General features: G+C 63.9%; 14 protein-coding genes and 1 pseudogene. 1 reads left to right on the top strand and 14 read right to left on the bottom strand.

From position 1 onward, the window contains the following. Positions 1-209: 209 nt before the first annotated feature. From FBT96_RS03190 to FBT96_RS20540, 10 genes and pseudogenes are all read right to left on the bottom strand, one after another. A pseudogene (locus FBT96_RS03190) lies at positions 210-461 on the bottom strand (IS5/IS1182 family transposase); the annotation flags it as partial. After that, positions 406-741 (bottom strand): SDR family oxidoreductase, encoded by a 336-nt coding sequence (locus FBT96_RS03185; protein WP_136904916.1) that lies wholly within the window; start codon positions 739-741, stop codon positions 406-408. The gene FBT96_RS03185 and the pseudogene FBT96_RS03190, both read right to left, overlap by 56 nt. Beyond that, positions 738-1,907, bottom strand: coding sequence for an acetate/propionate family kinase (locus FBT96_RS03180; RefSeq protein WP_035745643.1), 1,170 nt, complete (start codon positions 1,905-1,907; stop codon positions 738-740). The genes FBT96_RS03185 and FBT96_RS03180 overlap by 4 nt, the downstream gene beginning before the upstream one ends. After that, positions 1,904-3,298: a bifunctional enoyl-CoA hydratase/phosphate acetyltransferase gene (locus tag FBT96_RS03175; protein WP_089258481.1), complete on the bottom strand. Its 1,395-nt coding sequence runs from the start codon at positions 3,296-3,298 to the stop codon at positions 1,904-1,906. Before FBT96_RS03175 ends, FBT96_RS03180 begins: the two co-directional genes overlap by 4 nt. Before the next feature lie 4 nt (positions 3,299-3,302). Further along, positions 3,303-5,060 carry a PHA/PHB synthase family protein gene (locus FBT96_RS03170; protein WP_136904915.1) on the bottom strand — a complete coding sequence of 586 codons (1,758 nt, stop codon included), beginning with the start codon at positions 5,058-5,060 and terminating at the stop codon, positions 3,303-3,305. A gap of 318 nt (positions 5,061-5,378) precedes the next feature. Beyond that, the gene (locus FBT96_RS03165; RefSeq protein ID WP_169583148.1) at positions 5,379-6,329 is read right to left on the bottom strand and encodes an alpha/beta hydrolase; all 951 of its coding nucleotides are present in this window, start codon (positions 6,327-6,329) and stop codon (positions 5,379-5,381) included. Between the two features lie 134 nt (positions 6,330-6,463). Next, positions 6,464-7,576, bottom strand: coding sequence for an ABC transporter permease (locus tag FBT96_RS03160; RefSeq protein WP_068767091.1), 1,113 nt, complete (start codon positions 7,574-7,576; stop codon positions 6,464-6,466). A 7-nt stretch (positions 7,577-7,583) separates the two neighbouring features. Then, complete coding sequence (gene rbbA, locus FBT96_RS03155) at positions 7,584-10,334, bottom strand: ribosome-associated ATPase/putative transporter RbbA (protein WP_136904914.1); 2,751 nt, start codon at positions 10,332-10,334, stop codon at positions 7,584-7,586. Next, positions 10,331-11,392, bottom strand: coding sequence for an HlyD family secretion protein (locus FBT96_RS03150; protein ID WP_136904913.1), 1,062 nt, complete (start codon positions 11,390-11,392; stop codon positions 10,331-10,333). Before FBT96_RS03150 ends, rbbA begins: the two co-directional genes overlap by 4 nt. 76 nt (positions 11,393-11,468) lie before the next feature. Continuing rightward, entirely contained in the window at positions 11,469-11,744 is a 276-nt protein-coding gene (locus tag FBT96_RS20540) for a hypothetical protein (protein WP_169583147.1), read from the bottom strand. Between FBT96_RS20540 and FBT96_RS03145 the strand changes: the two genes are divergently transcribed. After that, on the top strand, positions 11,743-12,261 hold the full coding sequence (locus tag FBT96_RS03145; protein WP_169583146.1) for a helix-turn-helix domain-containing protein: 519 nt from the start codon (positions 11,743-11,745) through the stop codon (positions 12,259-12,261). The genes FBT96_RS20540 and FBT96_RS03145 overlap by 2 nt on opposite strands. Positions 12,262-12,444: 183 nt before the next feature. On the opposite strand, the gene FBT96_RS03140 is transcribed toward FBT96_RS03145, so the two are convergent. From FBT96_RS03140 to FBT96_RS03125, 4 genes are all read right to left on the bottom strand, one after another. Next, a complete protein-coding gene (locus tag FBT96_RS03140; RefSeq protein WP_136904912.1) occupies positions 12,445-13,296 on the bottom strand; it encodes a universal stress protein in 852 nt (283 codons plus the stop codon). Between the two features lie 60 nt (positions 13,297-13,356). Beyond that, entirely contained in the window at positions 13,357-13,710 is a 354-nt protein-coding gene (locus FBT96_RS03135) for a hypothetical protein (RefSeq protein ID WP_136904911.1), read from the bottom strand. 2 nt (positions 13,711-13,712) lie between these two features. After that, complete coding sequence (locus FBT96_RS03130) at positions 13,713-14,216, bottom strand: acyloxyacyl hydrolase (protein ID WP_089258493.1); 504 nt, start codon at positions 14,214-14,216, stop codon at positions 13,713-13,715. Between the two features lie 70 nt (positions 14,217-14,286). Beyond that, positions 14,287-15,669 (bottom strand): efflux transporter outer membrane subunit, encoded by a 1,383-nt coding sequence (locus tag FBT96_RS03125; protein ID WP_089258495.1) that lies wholly within the window; start codon positions 15,667-15,669, stop codon positions 14,287-14,289. Positions 15,670-15,702 lie beyond the last annotated feature (33 nt).

Genomic DNA, 15,702 nt, shown 5'->3' with positions numbered 1-15,702 from the left:
TCAAACGCGCCATGTACGGCCGAGCCGGGCCAGAACTGTTGAGGGCAAGAATGCTGCCCCTCCGCCACACAGATTGAGGCAGAGCCCAATTAAGGGCTACGCGACACCCGCCGAAAACGTCGTCATGTACCTGCAGCGTTCAGGCGCATAGTTTGTACGCCTTTTGTCCCATCAAACGATCAAATATGCACGCTCGGGCCTGTTACGCGAACCAGCTGCAACAAGCTCTCGACGAACCCGGTCGTCTGCCGGAGCGCCATGCCGAACAGCACCTTCATCGAGAGGCACGTCTGTATGGCGGCGTCGCTGTAGCTCTGCTGGCGGCCACGCCTGCCAGTTGGTGCGGCCTCCCAGCTCATCTCGGGATCGAACCAGATCGTCAGCGATCCGCGGCGCTTGAGCGCTTCATTGTAGGATGGCCAGTTCCTGGTCTTGTAGGTTGGAGGTGTGGGTCTGCTCATGGATTCCAGCTACCACGCTGAATTCATGAGATGAATCCCAAAAGGGATTTGTGCAACAGAGCCCTTCCAACTGGCCGGGTTCACGCACATCGCAAGGAAGGAACAGCGGCGCACCCACTTCCTGCGCCACGGGTTCGACCCATGGCCGGGCCTTTTCATTAAGAAAGGTCAGCGCCAGCTCTGCCCCCGCCGCGCGAAAGGCCCTGGCGCAACCGGCGGCGATGCTGGCCTCATTCGCCACGCCAACCACGAGGCCGCGTTTGCCTTTCAGATCAATCATGTCGCTGCCTCTTCGCTGACGGCCTCCTGGGCGATGATGCTTTCCTCATCGGTCGGAATGACAAGAAGCTGCACCCGGCTGGCGGCGGTGCTGATCCTGCGCGACCCTGCTTCATTGGCATCGGGGTCAAGCTCTGCCCCAAGCCAGGCCAGCCGCGCGGCGACACGGGCGCGGATACCGGGCTGATGCTCGCCGATTCCTGCCGTGAAGACCAGCGCATCGATCCCGCCCATGCTGGTCGCCAACCGTGCCACCTCGCCCGCGATGCGCAGGCAAAAGAGGTCGATCGCCTCGGCAGCCTCTGGGCGCGTGCTGGCCATCAGCTCGCGGCTGTCAGCCTCGAAACCCGACACGCCCAGAAGGCCGCTTTCACGATAGAGCATGGTCTCGACCTGTTTCAGGCTTTGCCCCATTTCGCCCATCAGATGCAGGATCACGCCGGGGTCCAGCGCACCCGAACGCGTCGCCATCGGGATGCCGTCCAGCGTCGAAAACCCCATCGAGCTGTCGATGCTCTTGCCGCCCCGGATCGCACAAAGGCTTGCGCCGCTGCCCAGATGTGCGGCGACCACCTTTGCATCGGTGGCCAGATCGCCCAGTTGCCCGGCGATATAGCGGTAGGAGAGACCATGAAAGCCATAGCGCTTGATCCCCTGATCATAAAGCGCGCGCGGCAGGGCAAAGCGGCGGATCAGGGGCGGGTTGGTGGCATGAAACGCCGTGTCGAAAGAGGCTGTCTGTGGCACATCGGGGTAAAGCCCCCGCATCGCCCGGATCAGCGCAAGGCTTTGCGGCTGATGCAGCGGCGCAAGCCGCGCCAGCGCGTCGATCTGCGCGATCACCTGATCGGTGATCCGGGCTGGTCCTGTGAAGACATCGCCGCCATGCACAACCCGATGGCCGATCACCGCAAGGCGCGAAAGATTGAAATGCCCGGCCAGCCAGGCAAAAGCCTGGTTCAGCACGGCTGTCAGATCGCCGGGATCCGCTGTGATCGGGCCTGAAAAGGTCTTGCCCTCGCGCGTCAGGCGCACTTCGAAAGGCTCATCGCGGAAATCGATCACGCCCGAGGCCAGCGGGCGCGGCGCGGCGGCCTCCAGTGCGTAAAACCCCAGCTTGATAGTCGAGGATCCGGTGTTGAATGTCAGGATCAGATCGCGGGTCACGCCTTCCCCTCCGCTTTGCGGACCGCGACCAGCTTGGCCAGCGCAGCCGAGGCGATGCGGGCCGATAAAGGATCCGCCCGGCTTGTCAGAACGATTGGCACCCGTGCGCCCAGAACCAGCCCCGCGGCCGTGGCGCCCGCGAAATAGATCAGCTGTTTGGCAAGCATGTTCCCGGCCTCGAGATCCGGCACCAGAAGAATATCGGCCTCGCCCGCCACCTGCGAGACGATGCCCTTCGTCGCCACCGCCTCGGGGCTGATCGCATTGTCGAAGGCCAGCGGCCCGTCAACCAGCGCGCCCGTGATCTGGCCTCGAGCCGCCATCACCGTCAGCGCGGCGGCATCCAGCGTGGCGGGCATCGTCGCGTTCACCGTCTCGACCGCCGCCAGCACCGCGACCTTCGGCTGATCGCGCCCCAGAAGCCGCATCAGATCGACGGCATTCTGGCAGATGTCGCGCTTATGCTCTAATGTCGGTGCGATATTGATCGCGGCATCGGTGACGATCACCGGCTTGCGATAGGCGGGCACATCCATCGCATAGACATGGCTGATCCGGCGTTCGGTGCGCAGGCCGCCGCTTTTCGAAACCACCGCCGCAAGCAGTTCATCGGAATGCAGGCTGCCCTTGACCAGCACCTGGACCTTGCCACAGGCCGCCAGTTCCACCGCCCGCGCCGCCGCTGCATGGCTGTGCTCTGTCTCCTCGATCCGGAAGCCGTCAAGCGAGACCCCGGCCTCGGCGGCCGCCGCGCGAATCTTTGCGCCGGGACCGATCAGGATCGGGTCAAGCAGGCCTTCGTCGCGCACCTCGATCGCGCCAAGGATCGCGGATTTCGAACAGGGATGCACCACCGCCGCCCGCACCGGGGGCAATGCGCGGGCCTCTTCGACAAAGCCCTGCCAGCGCCCCTTCGGCAAGACCACCGCCTCGGGAAGGTCACCCGGCACCCAGGTCACCTGCTCGACCGGGGCCAGCACCAGCGCCTCGCCCGAAAGCACCACCTCGCCCCGCTGATTGCGGGCGGTGGTCGTCAGGCGGACACGGTTCTTGCCCTCGATCAGCTCGGCCACTTCAACTTCGGCGGTGATGGTATCGCCTGGCGAAACCGGCTTGTTAAAGCGGATCTGCTGGTCGAGATAGATCGTCCCCGGCCCCGGCAGGCGGGTGCCCAGCACCGCCGAAATCAGCGCCGCAGTCCACATGCCGTGCACCACGACATGGCCAAACGGCCCATGGGCGGCGAAACCGGCATCCAGATGCGCGGGGTTGGCGTCGCCGGAAACAGCGGCGAACAATTCAATATCCTTGGGACCGACGTGGCGGACAAGACTGGCGCGGTCGCCGATTTTCATCTGGTGAAACAGATAGTTGGTCAGAGTGCCGGTCATCTTGTCACCTCTGGAAAACATATGTGCCGGGCGCATCTGCCAGCGCGTTGCCCATTGCGGGCGGCGCGGCGGGGGCACCCGAACGCGCGGCAAGCCAGGCCTGCCAGGGCGTCCACCACGAACCCTCGGTTGCAGGATTGGCCTCGACCCAGGTCTCGGGCGGCAAAAGCGCGTCGTCATGGGCGCGGGTCGCCAGCCGGTAGCGGCGGCGCGGGTGACCGGGAGGAGAGACGATCCCCGCATTATGCCCGCCCGACGTCAGCGCGAAAGTCACCTCGCAATCGGTGAACTGGTGGATTTTGTAGACCGACTTCCAGGGTGCGACATGATCGCGCTCGGTCCCGACGGCAAAGATCGGCACCCGGATGTTCTGCAACAGAACTGTCTTGCCCCCGGCGGTGAAGCGTCCCGAAGAAAGCTCATTATTCAGATAAAGCCTGCGCAGATATTCGGCATGCATCCGATAGGGCATCCGGGTGCTGTCGGCATTCCAGGCCATGAGATCATTCATCGCCGTCCGCTCGCCCATCATGTAATCGCGCACCATCCGGGACCAGATGAGGTCATTCGAGCGCAAAAGCTGAAACGCCCCCGCCATCTGATCGGCAGAGAGATAGCCGCGGTTCCACATCATGCTTTCAAGAAGATGCAGCTGGCTTGGGTCGATGAACAACGCAAGCTCGCCCGGTTCGGCGAAATCGACCTGCGCGGCAAGCTGCGTCAGCGAGGCGAGACGCGCGTCCCCCTTCCCCGCCATGGCAGCCGCCGCGATCGACAGCAAAGTGCCACCCAGACAATAGCCGGTGGCGTGGATTTTCTGATCGGGCATTAGACGGGTGATCTCATCCAACGCGGCCATCACGCCCAGCCGGCGATAATCCTCCAGCGTCAGATCACGATCCTCTGCACCCGGATTGCGCCAGGAAATGGCGAAAACCGTGTGGCCCTGCGCCACCAGCCAGCGGATCAGGGAATTCTCCGGGCTGAGGTCGAGGATATAGTATTTCATGATCCAGGCCGGAACGATCAGCACCGGCTCGGGGTGCACGGTTTCTGTCGTGGGCGTATACTGGATCAGTTCGATCAGGTGGTTGCGGAAGATTACCTTGCCCGGCGTCACCGCCACATCGCGACCCGGTGTAAAGGCCTCGACACCCTCTGGCGGCTCCTGCCGGATCTGGCGGACGACGTCCTGCAGCCAGTTCTGCCAGCCCTTCACAAGGTTCATGCCTCCGGTAGCCCAGGTCCGTGCCACAACCTCGGGATTGGTAAAAGGGTTGTTCGAAGGCGCACAGACATCAAGGATCTGTTTCGCGGCAAAAGACACCACATCCTCGTGGTGCTTCGTCACGCCCGGAACCTCATGGGTGACGTTATGCAGCCATTGCTGCTGCAGCAGGAAAGCCTGCGACATCCAGCTGAAGGGCGGTTTCGCCCAGGCTTCACCGGCGAAACGGCGGTCGCCCGGCAAGGGCGTGATGACCGGCGCGGCCTGCGGATCCATCGCCGAGGCCATCAGATGCGCCATGAGACGCTGCCATTTGCGGCCCGCCTTGACGCCCAGTTCCATCTGCTTGCCCGGTGCCTGCGCCAGATGAAAGGCCCAGTCGACATAGGCCATCATCAGCGAGCCGGGCGAGACCCCGCCGCTGAGCTGTCCCGAGAGCGCCTCTCGTATGCGGTCAACGGCCTGAAAAGCCTCGATGCCAAGGCTTTCATCGCCGGTTGCACCCGAGCCATCTGATTTGGGAGTAAGGGCCATGTCGCGTCTCCAATTTACCGGCGGAAGTTAGCACAGAACTATCAACGAGTGTTGATCGAAATCAAAGAGTTCAAGATTTTTCTTGAACATAGGCATTGCGCCCAAGGCCCGATGCCGACGACATGTCGTAAAGCGCCGTCAAACCGCCGAAACAGCCGCCCCCGGACTGAACAGGCAAAGCATCGGCGTCCGGCGGCGGACACGGAATCCCCTGTCCCTGCCCTGATCATCATGGACGATTACCGGCAAAACGGCGCGACGTCGAGGCCATGACCCGGCCAATGCCGCTGGCACCAACGCCGGGCCAAGGCCGCGGCCTCAATCCGCCAGCACATCACCGATGCCAGTGAAGACACCACCGACCTGATTGAAGACAATGGCCCCAGCCAAGCGTACCTCACCGAAAAGGGTGTTTTCAACCACAGCCCCGGCCTCGCCGGAAAGCAGGCCGACATAGCGGCTGTGGGCGGGATCATCGGTCGGAATATCGGTAATATCCACGATCCGTATTCCGGTCGCGACCGCCAGGCGCTGGACCGCCGGATCACGCACATCGACAAGCCCAAGCCGTATCCGACGTACCGAAAGCTGCGACGACAGTTTCAGCGCCAGATCGTCCGAGGAGACGAGCACCGTGATGGGATGCTTCATCGGCCCAAGGCTGACCATCTGGGCGCGGAAAAGATCGATATCAATATCCGGGGCGGCAAGGATGACCTCGATCCGGTCCAGCACATCGTCCCGCCCGGCAAGACGCAGTTGCACCAGCGTCTCCATCGTCAGCCGCGCGCCCATGCTGTGAGCCAGCACCGGCACCGCGTCGGAAGCGGACCGACCCTTTGTCAAAAGCCGCAGCAGATCGGCAAGCGCCGCGCGGGAAAAGTCAGACGCGTCACGATCAGCCAGATAGGCGCCCGGATAGCCTGCCGAGGGCCATGTAAAAAGGACAGGCTTTTCCTCGATATGCGCATCGACCGAAAGCTGCGCGGTGCGGAACAAGGCCTCATGAAAGCGGGTGTTGAAGCCGTGGACATAAAGCCCGACCCCCTCGCGCGAGAGACGCTTTGCAAAGGCGTCACGGCTAAGCGTCTGCCGGCTGCGCATCACGAAATTCCGGTCGGCGCTGCTGCCATTGCGATCCGGCCATTCAATCTTTCCCGGCCGATGGCCAGGCGGCACCGAGACCTCGTATTCCAGCCAGCTTGGCCGGATGGAGCGAGAGTCGCCAAAGGCCCCCGGCAGATTTGCCTCGGGCGCGCGGGTGGTCATGGTCAGCACCCGGACAAGGCGGGCGCCCTCGGGCAGGGCACCGGCATCGGGGGCCAGAACTTCCGGCCCCGGACGCGCAGCGCAGCCTGCAAGCGCAAGCGTCAGGATCAGAAGCAGGCGGCCCAACATATGCCTTACCGCAGGAATTTCTTGAATCGTATCAGTGCCAGCCAGAACAGCGCCACCCCGATCGCCGCCAGCGCCGCGAACTGGGGCCAGACCACGTCAAGCCCGGCACCTCGGAACAAGATGCCCTGCGAGAGGATGATGAAATGCGTGTTGGGGGCTGCAAGCATGATGGTCTGGATGATCTCTGGCATGGATTCCCGCGGCGTCATCGCGCCTGACAGCACCTGCAGCGGCAAAAGCGCCATCATCAGCAAAAGCGCGAATTGCGGCATCGACCCGGCGATGGTAGCAAGGAAAATTCCAAGCCCCGTCATGGCGAAAACCATCAGCACCGCGCCCGCAAGAAACAGCACGACCGAGCCCTGCACCGGAACCGCCATCAGCGCCTGCACCACAACACTTAGCGAAAAGATCGACCCCAGCAGCACCACCAGCCCCATCGACCAGATCTTGGAAAACATGATCTCGGTCGTGGTGACGGGCATGACCAGCAGGTGCTCGACCGTGCCATGTTCCTTTTCGCGGATCAGCGCCGCGCCGGTCAGCACCAGCGACAGCATGGTGATCGACCGGATCACGGCGGAAATCGCGCCGAACCACTTCGGATCCAGCGAGGGATTATACCGCGCGCGGAGCGCCAGATCGACCGGCAGCGCGGTCTCGGCCCGGTAGCCCGCCACATATTCCGAAACCTCGGAGGACACGATCTGCTGGATATAGCCGCCGCCGGTGAAGGCCTGGCTCATCCTTGTCGCGTCGATATTCAGCTGGATCGCCGGGTTTTTTCCGGCCAGCACATCGCGCGCGAAATCCGGTGGGATGTTCAGCGCAAAAGTATCCAGCCCCTGATCCATCCGCCGATCCATCTCGGCCGTCGTGGTCATCTGCGGCTCGACAAAATAGGGCGGATAAAAGGCCGAGGTGATGCGGGCGGAGAGATGCGACTGATCCTCATCCACGATCGAGATCGCGGCATTCGTCAGCGCCTCGGGCGAGACGTTCGCAGAGGTCCAGATCGAGAGCGAAAAGGAATAGACGATCAGCACCAGCATCACCGGATCGCGCCAGAGCCCGCGCAATTCCTTGACGCCCAGATTGAAGGTGTTGCGCAGGTTCATCCGCCCCTCACTTCGCCTGTTTTTCCAGGAAGGCCGCCGCCAGCCCGATAATCACCGGAATGGCGATGCCCATGGCCAGCATCGGCCCGGCCAGTTCCGCCATTCCGAAGGCCTTGGAGAAAGCCCCCCGCGCGGCGGTGATAAACCAGGTCGAGGGGTAGATCTCGCCCAGAACCCGGCCAAAACCCGACAGCGAAGAGACCGGGTAGATCAAACCCGAATAGCTGACCGCCGGGATCATCGTCAGCATGGCGGTCGCGAACAGCGCCGCGACCTGACTTGCGATGAAGACCGACACCAGAAAACCAAGCGCCGTGGTCGCGGTGACATAGATCAGCGCCGAAAGGGTAAAGCCCAGAAAACTGCCGTTGAAGGGCACTGCGAAGAATGTGACCGCCATGGCCATCATCAGGAAGAAATTCAGCATGGCCAGCGCGATATAGGGCAGCTGTTTGCCAAGCAGAAATTCCAGCCGCGTCACCGGCGTGACGTAGAAATTGATGATCGAGCCCAGTTCGCGTTCACGCGCGACCGAAAGCGTGGTCAGGATCGCCGGGATCATCAGCAAAAGCAGCGGGATGATCGCCGGGACCATCGCATTCAGGCTGCGCACGTCGGGGTTGTAGCGGTATCGGGTCACCAGTTCGAAACTGCCGCCGCTCGCCTTGTCACCGTAAAGCTGACGCGCCTGACGTGTGATCCAGTCGGCATGCATGCCCTGCACATAGCCCTGCACCGTATTGGCGCGGCTGGGGTTGGCGCCGTCGAACCAGGCCCCGACCTGCACATCCCTGCCTGCCGCGATATCGGCGGCAAAGCCGGGCGGGATCTCGATCGCCAGCGCCAGCTCGCCCGAGCGCATTCTTGCGTCGATCTCGTCGTAACTTGTCAGGGCCGGCTGTTCGATGAAATAGCGCGATCCCGCAATATCGGCGATATAATTGCGGCTGGTGGTGGTCTGGTCGCGGTCAAGGGCGGCGAAGGTCAGATCCTCGACATCCATGTTGATGCCCAGCCCCACCACGATCATCAGAAGAAGGCTGCCGACCAACGCCATGGTCAGCCGGATCGGATCGCGCTGCAATTGCAGGCTTTCCAGCTGCGAATAGCTAAGCAGTCGCCGCAGGCTGAAGCCGGATTGCTGCGCGTGATGGGTCACCCCGGCTGCGGGGGCCTCGGGCGCGGCCTCGGGCGCAGCGGCGGGGGCGGGTGCCGTCTCGCCAATCGCCTCTTCAAGATAGGCGATGAACGCGTCTTCCAGCGTGGCGCAACCTTTGGCTTTCGTGATCCCCTCGGCGGTGTCCGAGACCAGCACCTTGCCCGCATGCATCAGGCTGATGCGGTCGCACCATTCCGCCTCGTTCATGAAATGGGTCGAGACAAAGATCGTCACGCCATCCTTGCGCGATAGTTCCGCCAGAATGCGCCAGAAGCCGTTGCGCGCCACCGGGTCCACCCCCGAGGTCGGCTCGTCAAGGATCAGGATCTCGGGCGCATGGATCATCGCCACCGCCAGCGAAAGCCGCTGGCGGATACCCAGCGGCAACGCCTCGGGCAGGCTGTCGGTCACGTCGCCCAGATCGAACCGGGCGATCATCTCGTCAACCCTGGCGGGGATCTTCTCGGCCGCCATATCGAAAAGCCGCGCGTGCAGATCAAGGTTCTGACGCACCGTCAGCTCGGAATAGAGCGAGAAGGCCTGCGACATGAACCCGACCCGGCGGCGCACCGACAGATCGCTTGCATCGACCTCATGGCCGAAAAGCTTTGCCCGGCCCTCACTCGGCTCCAGAAGCCCGGTGAGCATCTTCATCGTCGTCGTCTTGCCGCAGCCGTTCGAACCCAGAAAGCCGAAAATCTCACCCCTAGGGATGCGGAAGGAAACATTATCGACCGCCACGAAATCGCCAAAGCGCTGCGTCAGCCCCTCGGCCTCGATGGCGATATCGCTGTCATCGGTGGTCCGCGGCGGGATCACCACGGCACTGTCTTCGCCCCGGTCTTCTTCGGGCAAAAGCGCGATGAAGGCTGCATCAAGCGTGTCGGCCCCGGTCCGCGACAGCAGATCGTTGGTGGTGCCGGTGGCCAGCACCCGGCCCGCATTCATCGCAACCAGCCAGTCGAAGCGCGCGGCCTCTTCCATATAGGCGGTGGCGGTGATCACGCTCATCCCCGGCCGTGTCGCGCGGATGCGGTCGATCAGATCCCAGAACTGGCGGCGCGACAGCGGATCGACGCCGGTGGTCGGCTCGTCAAGAATCAGGAAATCGGGATCATGGATCAGCGCGCAGCACAGACCCAGCTTTTGCTTCATGCCGCCCGACAGCTTTGACGCCGGGCGCGACCGGAACGGCGTCATGCCGGTCGCAGCCAGCAGATCGGTAATCCGCCGCTCGCGTTCGGCCTTGTCATGACCGAAAAGCGAGCCGAAGAAATCAAGGTTCTCTTCGACCGAAAGCGTCGGGTAGAGGTTCTTGCCCAGACCCTGCGGCATATAGGCGGTGCGGGGGCAGACGCGGTTGCGATGCGCCACATCGCGCATATCGCCGCCCAGAACCTCGACCTTGCCCTGCTGGATCACACGTGCCCCGGCCAGCAGCGACAGAAGGCTGGACTTTCCGACCCCGTCTGGCCCGATCAGCCCGACCATGCGCCCCTCAGGGATCTCCAGCGTCACATTGTCAAGCGCCGTGACCTTGCCATAGCGCAGCGTCAGGCCGGAGACCCCGGCAACTGCACCAGAAACGGACCCGCTCATTTCACGACATTGGCCAGAAAGTCGGGCCAGGCGGCGTTGGGGTCAAGCCGCAGATAGGCCATGCCCGGCAGGCCGGTTTTGACATATTCAATATGGCGCGACAGCAGTTCCGGGTCGATGCGGGCGCGGACGCGGAACATCAGCTTCTCGCGCTCATCGGCGGTCTCGACCGTCTTCGGCGTGAACTGCGCCACATCGGCGACATAAGAGACCGTCGCCGGGATCACCAGCTCCTGCGCCGCATCCATCACCAGCCGCACCTCAGAGCCGACCTGCACCCGACCGACCTGCGAGGTCGGCAGGAAGACGGTCATATAGACATCGCCCAGGTCAACGAGGCTGAGGATCCGCCCGCCGGAGCCGACAATCTCGCCCTCCTGCGCGATGCGGTACTGGATGCGGCCCGCGCGCGGCGCGGTCAGAGTCGCGTCATCAAGGCTGGCCTGAATCGCATCGATCGAGGCCTTCGCCGCCTCGACCGCAGCCCCGGCATCGACGACCCGGGCCTCGGCGCTGCTGACCCCGGCGAGCGCCGCCGCATGGCTGGCCTCGGCCGAGGCGAGCCCGGCCTTGCCCTGGCGGTCGCGCGCCAGATCATCATCGAGCACCTGCTGCGAGACGGTGGCATTGGCCGCAAGCTGCACGCTGCGCGCATAACGCTGGGCGGCGGCATCGGCGACCGCCGCCGCCTGATCGACCGAAGCCTGCGCGGCGCGCTCCTGGGCCTCGGCCTGGGCGACCAAGGCCTTTGCGGTCTCGACCCCGATTTCGGCACGGGCCAGCTGCGCCTCGGCCTGGCGCTTTTGCGCGTTCAGCTGCACCACATCCATCTGCACCAGCAGATCACCCGCCTTGACCAGATCGCCCTCGGCTGCGGTAATCTCTGCAATCCGCCCGCCGGTCAGGGCCGCGATATCAATCTCGGTCGCCTCGATCCGGCCATTGGCCGAGGCGAACCCCGCCGGCAGACCCGCCGGCTGCAACCTGTCCCAGGCCAGCCAGCCAAGCGCCGCCGCTGCGGCCAGCCCCGCCAGGATGATTCCGTTCCGCTTTGCCATGACCCGCCTCTGACACTGTGCTGATGGAGGCTTAACGCCTGTTCCCCTGCGGTTTTCACCCCCGGCTCCGGACTTGTCAACACACAATGACCCGGCAGAAATCCTGTATTTCCAATATCCCGAAACACGGTGCCGGTTGTTCCGCGACAGCAGAAGGGCTAAATACCAGAACCTGTTCGGAGCCGCCCAGAGGTGCGTCGACCGCGCCAGGAACAATCACCAGTTGCTTTCCGTAAGACAATCCGGACGAAACAAACCCGCCCATGCCCAGAAATGTGACCCCAGCCAGCGATATCGCCCGCGCGCCCGTCCAGACGACAAGCGGGAAAGAGCGCATCCTGAATGCGGCCATGCTGCTTTTCGCCCGGATGCCCTATTCCGACACAAGCCTGCGCGATATTGCGGCGGCGGCCGAGGTCGATGTGGCCTATGTCCATCGCGCTTTCGGCTCCAAGGCCGAGATCTTCCGCCATGCTCTGCTGGCGCTCGGGCCGATTGACGACATCGCGACAGGGCAACCGGATGGGGCAACCATGATCCGGCGGATCTGCAATCTGGCCTTCCTGCGCAATCCCCGCAAGCTTGAGGATGTCCGGCCGCTGCACCTCCTGATACAATCGAGCCTGTGCAGCGAAGCCCGCACCATCATTGCCGGTTTTATCGAGGCCTCGCTTGCCATTCCCCTCAGCAGAGCCTTCGGCCATTCCGATATGGGAAGGGCACATTTTGCCCTCAGCCTGCTGAGCGGCTTTGTGACGCATCGGGCGGTGCTGTGCCCGCAGGATTTGGTGTCGATCCCGGAAGAGGATCAATACCATATGCTCGAAATGGCGTTGCTGAATGCGATGATGCCACCGGATGGTCCCTGACACCCGCTCAGGGTTCGACCGAGGGAAGCACCACCCCCGTCTGTCGGGGCAATCAAGAGCGCAACAGGCCGCCAGACACCCCGGAAACCCGTGCCGCGATACAGGTGATTGCAGAGATGCGTCGTCGCTTTGGCGACCCGCCTGAACGATTGGCGAAAGCCCCCCGAGGGGCGCTGACCCTGGTCAGCCGGACATCAGCATCGGGATCCGGGCCTCGCCGATAAGCGATCTTGTCGTGCCGCCAAACAGGATTTCGCTGGCGCGGGGCCGGCTATAGGCGCCGACAACGAGGAGATCCGCCCCCGCCTGCGAGGTCTGCTGCAAGATCGTTTCAGCCACGGAAAGCCCGGCCGAGCTGACATTCGTGACCTCGGCGCTGACATCATGGCGCGCGAGATGCTGGCGCAGGTGAGAGCCTGGATCGTCGCCGTAATAGTCGGGATCGCGCCCGGCATCGACGGTCAGGATGGTCGTGCTCTGCGCCGCCTCGATGAAGGGCATGGCGTCGCTGACCACCCGCCGGGCCTCACGGCTGCGATTCCAGGCGATGACAATCTTCTGACCGATCGTGTCGCCCTGCCAGCCTTGCGGGATCATCAGCACCGGCAGGCCGGAATCGATCAGGATGCGCTCGGCCGACCAGCTTGTCGGCAGGCCAGCGAGCCTTGGATGGGCGGCAATCGCCAGATCGCAATGCAGCGCCCTGAGCACCTTTTCATCGCCCATATCGTCACGCCAGACGATACGGAATTCGGAGGTGATCCCGGACCCTGCCGTCAGCTCTGCAAATCGCTGACCGGCCCTGACGACCTTGCGGGTCTCCTCTGCCTTTTCGCGCTCGATCAGGCTGCTGATGGCGGCCCTGCCGCGGATATAACCCGGCATCCTTGCGCCTTCATCATGGCGCGACAGGCCATAGACCGCGACCAGATGCGCCTGGTGCTGCGCGGCCAGCCTGACCGCATGGCCTGCGAGGATCTCTCCCTCAGGTGACGCATCGATGAAAACGGCGATGTCTCTCCAGATCGGTTTCATAGGGCTGCCCTCCTTGCAGTCTGACCCTTGATTGCAGGCATGAGATCCGGCGCTGCCGGTTCATGTTGTCTCGTTTCTCTCGGCCTGGACAGCATAAAGGATCGCCAGTAGCCAGGCCTGGGCCGGCCGCCCTGCCCCCCTGCACAGCGGTCGAAAGCTGCGATCCGGCCGCCGCAACACCGAGACCCAGCATTCGGACGAGGTCTGGCTGTGGCTCACGCTCCATTCCGGCAAGAGCGCCTCTTGCAAAGCCCGCGCCGCATCCAGCGATCCATGGCAGGCGTGATGGACTTTCGCGACATGGGCGCCTGTGCCAAACGCCCGCACCACCAGCCCCGACTCCCAGTCATCGCCCGAGCGGATCAGGCCGATCAGTTCCGTGAGGGCATTTCCGGGGCGAAAGACATCGGTCATCGTCAAAAGGCCATATGCCAGCGCAGCAGCACCATATCGAGCCCGGGATTGCGGTCCTCGATATGGGCGTTGGATTTGTGGCTCAGGACAAACGAGATGGCCGAAGTGTCGGTCAGGCGGTAGCCAGGCCCGATGGTCGAGCGGAACTGGAAATCGCCGCCGAGATCATTGCCCGGGGTTGAGGCACGCCACAGGCCCGGCATCACCGACAGATCGAGGAACCAGCGGCGGTTCAGATCCCAGCGAAGCCCGAGACCGAACCCGGCAAAGACATCACCCTCGGCATGGGCATCAAACGCGACTGCAAAACTCGCAGCTGCCCCAAGAAACCGGCCAAACGGATCGGGTCGATACTCAGCCGAGAGGACCACAGAATCCTTCCCGTCGCGGCTGTTGAACGAGGACTGGCCGAGACCTGCGATGACCTCATCCGCGAAGCCGGGCCTCGCGTCGCCCGTCATCACAAGACCAGGCAATATGGCCAGGAAAAGGAGGAAATGTTTCATCTCTTTGCTTTGGCTATGGGCTTGTCGGAACGGGACCGGGGCGGGCTGTGCCGCCCTAGTCCTTTGCCCCTTACATCGGGGCGGCTGCCGCGATGGAAACGGCGATATAGGCTGCCGCCTGGTCACGCAGGGCGGCGGCAAGCGCGGTGCGCGCGGTCAGCGCGGTGCGTTCGGCATCGAGCACCGTGAAGAAATCCGTCTGCCCCGCCCGCCAGGAATCGCGCGCAAGCGTCACCGTCTCCTGCGCCGTTCCCACCAGTTTGCGCTGCGCAGCGACATTGGCCCCGCCGCGACGCCAGGCGGAAAGCCCGTTCTCCACCTCTTCCACCGCATCAAGCACGGCGGCCTGCCAGCGGATATGGGCCTGGACCGCCCGCGATTCCGCCGCTTTCAGATTGGCCCGGTTCGCACCACCGGTGAAAATCGGCAGGTTGATCTGCGGCCCCAGAGACCAGGAGGTCGGATTGGCGCCGCCCCGGATATTGCTGGGCCGGATCGACCCCGACAGGCTGACCGAGGGCCAGAACTCGGCCTTCGCGACGCCGATACGGGCCACCGCTGCGGCAAGGCTGCGCTCGGCGATCTGCACATCGGGGCGGGCGCGGATCACCTCGGCGGGAAAGCCGACCGAGGGTTTCGCCCGCGCCGATGGCTGCGCGCGGCCCTTTTGCAGGCCCGGGCGCAGCTCGGCCGTGCGCGAGGCCGTCAGCGTCGCCAGCCGGTTCACCGCCTGGTCAAAGCCGATCTCCAGCGCGGGCAGCCCGGCCTCGGCCTGCGCCACCGCCTGTTCGGCCTGCAGCACATCGAGGCGGCTGGCCTGACCGACTTCCAGCATCTCCTGCGTCAGGTTCAGCGTCTCGCGGCGGCTTGCGATGCTCTGGCGGGTCAGCGCGATGCTTTCCTGGTAATAGCGCAGATCGACATAGGCGGTGGCGACCGCAGCGGTCACCGCCCGGCGCGCCACCTCATGCGAGAGCTTTGCCGCCTCCAGCTCGGCGATGGCTGCCGTGCGCGCGGCGCGGTTGCCGCCGAAGATATCGACCATCCAGGAGGTTGAGAGCGTGGCCGATGTGCTGTCCGAGATCACACCGCTGCCCTGGCTGTCGCCACGCGTCGCATTGGCGCCGGCGCTGACCTGCGGTAGCGCGCCCGCCCCGGCGATACCGACGCCGGCGCCCGCCTCATCAATCGCGGCGACCGCCTCATGGATCGTCAGATTGCGCGCCAGCGCGGTGGAGATCAGACCGTCCAGCGTCTTGTCCCCAAAGCTGAGCCACCAGGACCCCGTCGCGCTGCGCCCCGGGGCGGAGGCGGCGAAACTGGCCGCCGTATCGGAGGTTGGCGCGGAATATTCGGTGGTGACACAGGCGGAAAGCGCCAGCGTCAGCGGCAGAATGGTCAGAAAACGACCCAGACCTGAACTGCGACGGGGAGTAAGGGATGCTCTACTCATGGATTTCGTCTTTTTGTTATGGGCGAGGAAGGG

Source organism: Rhodobacter capsulatus (genome assembly GCF_005144475.1).
Classification (GTDB): Bacteria; Pseudomonadota; Alphaproteobacteria; order Rhodobacterales; family Rhodobacteraceae; genus Rhodobacter; species Rhodobacter capsulatus_C.
This window is presented reverse-complemented; position numbering and strand designations above follow the sequence as displayed.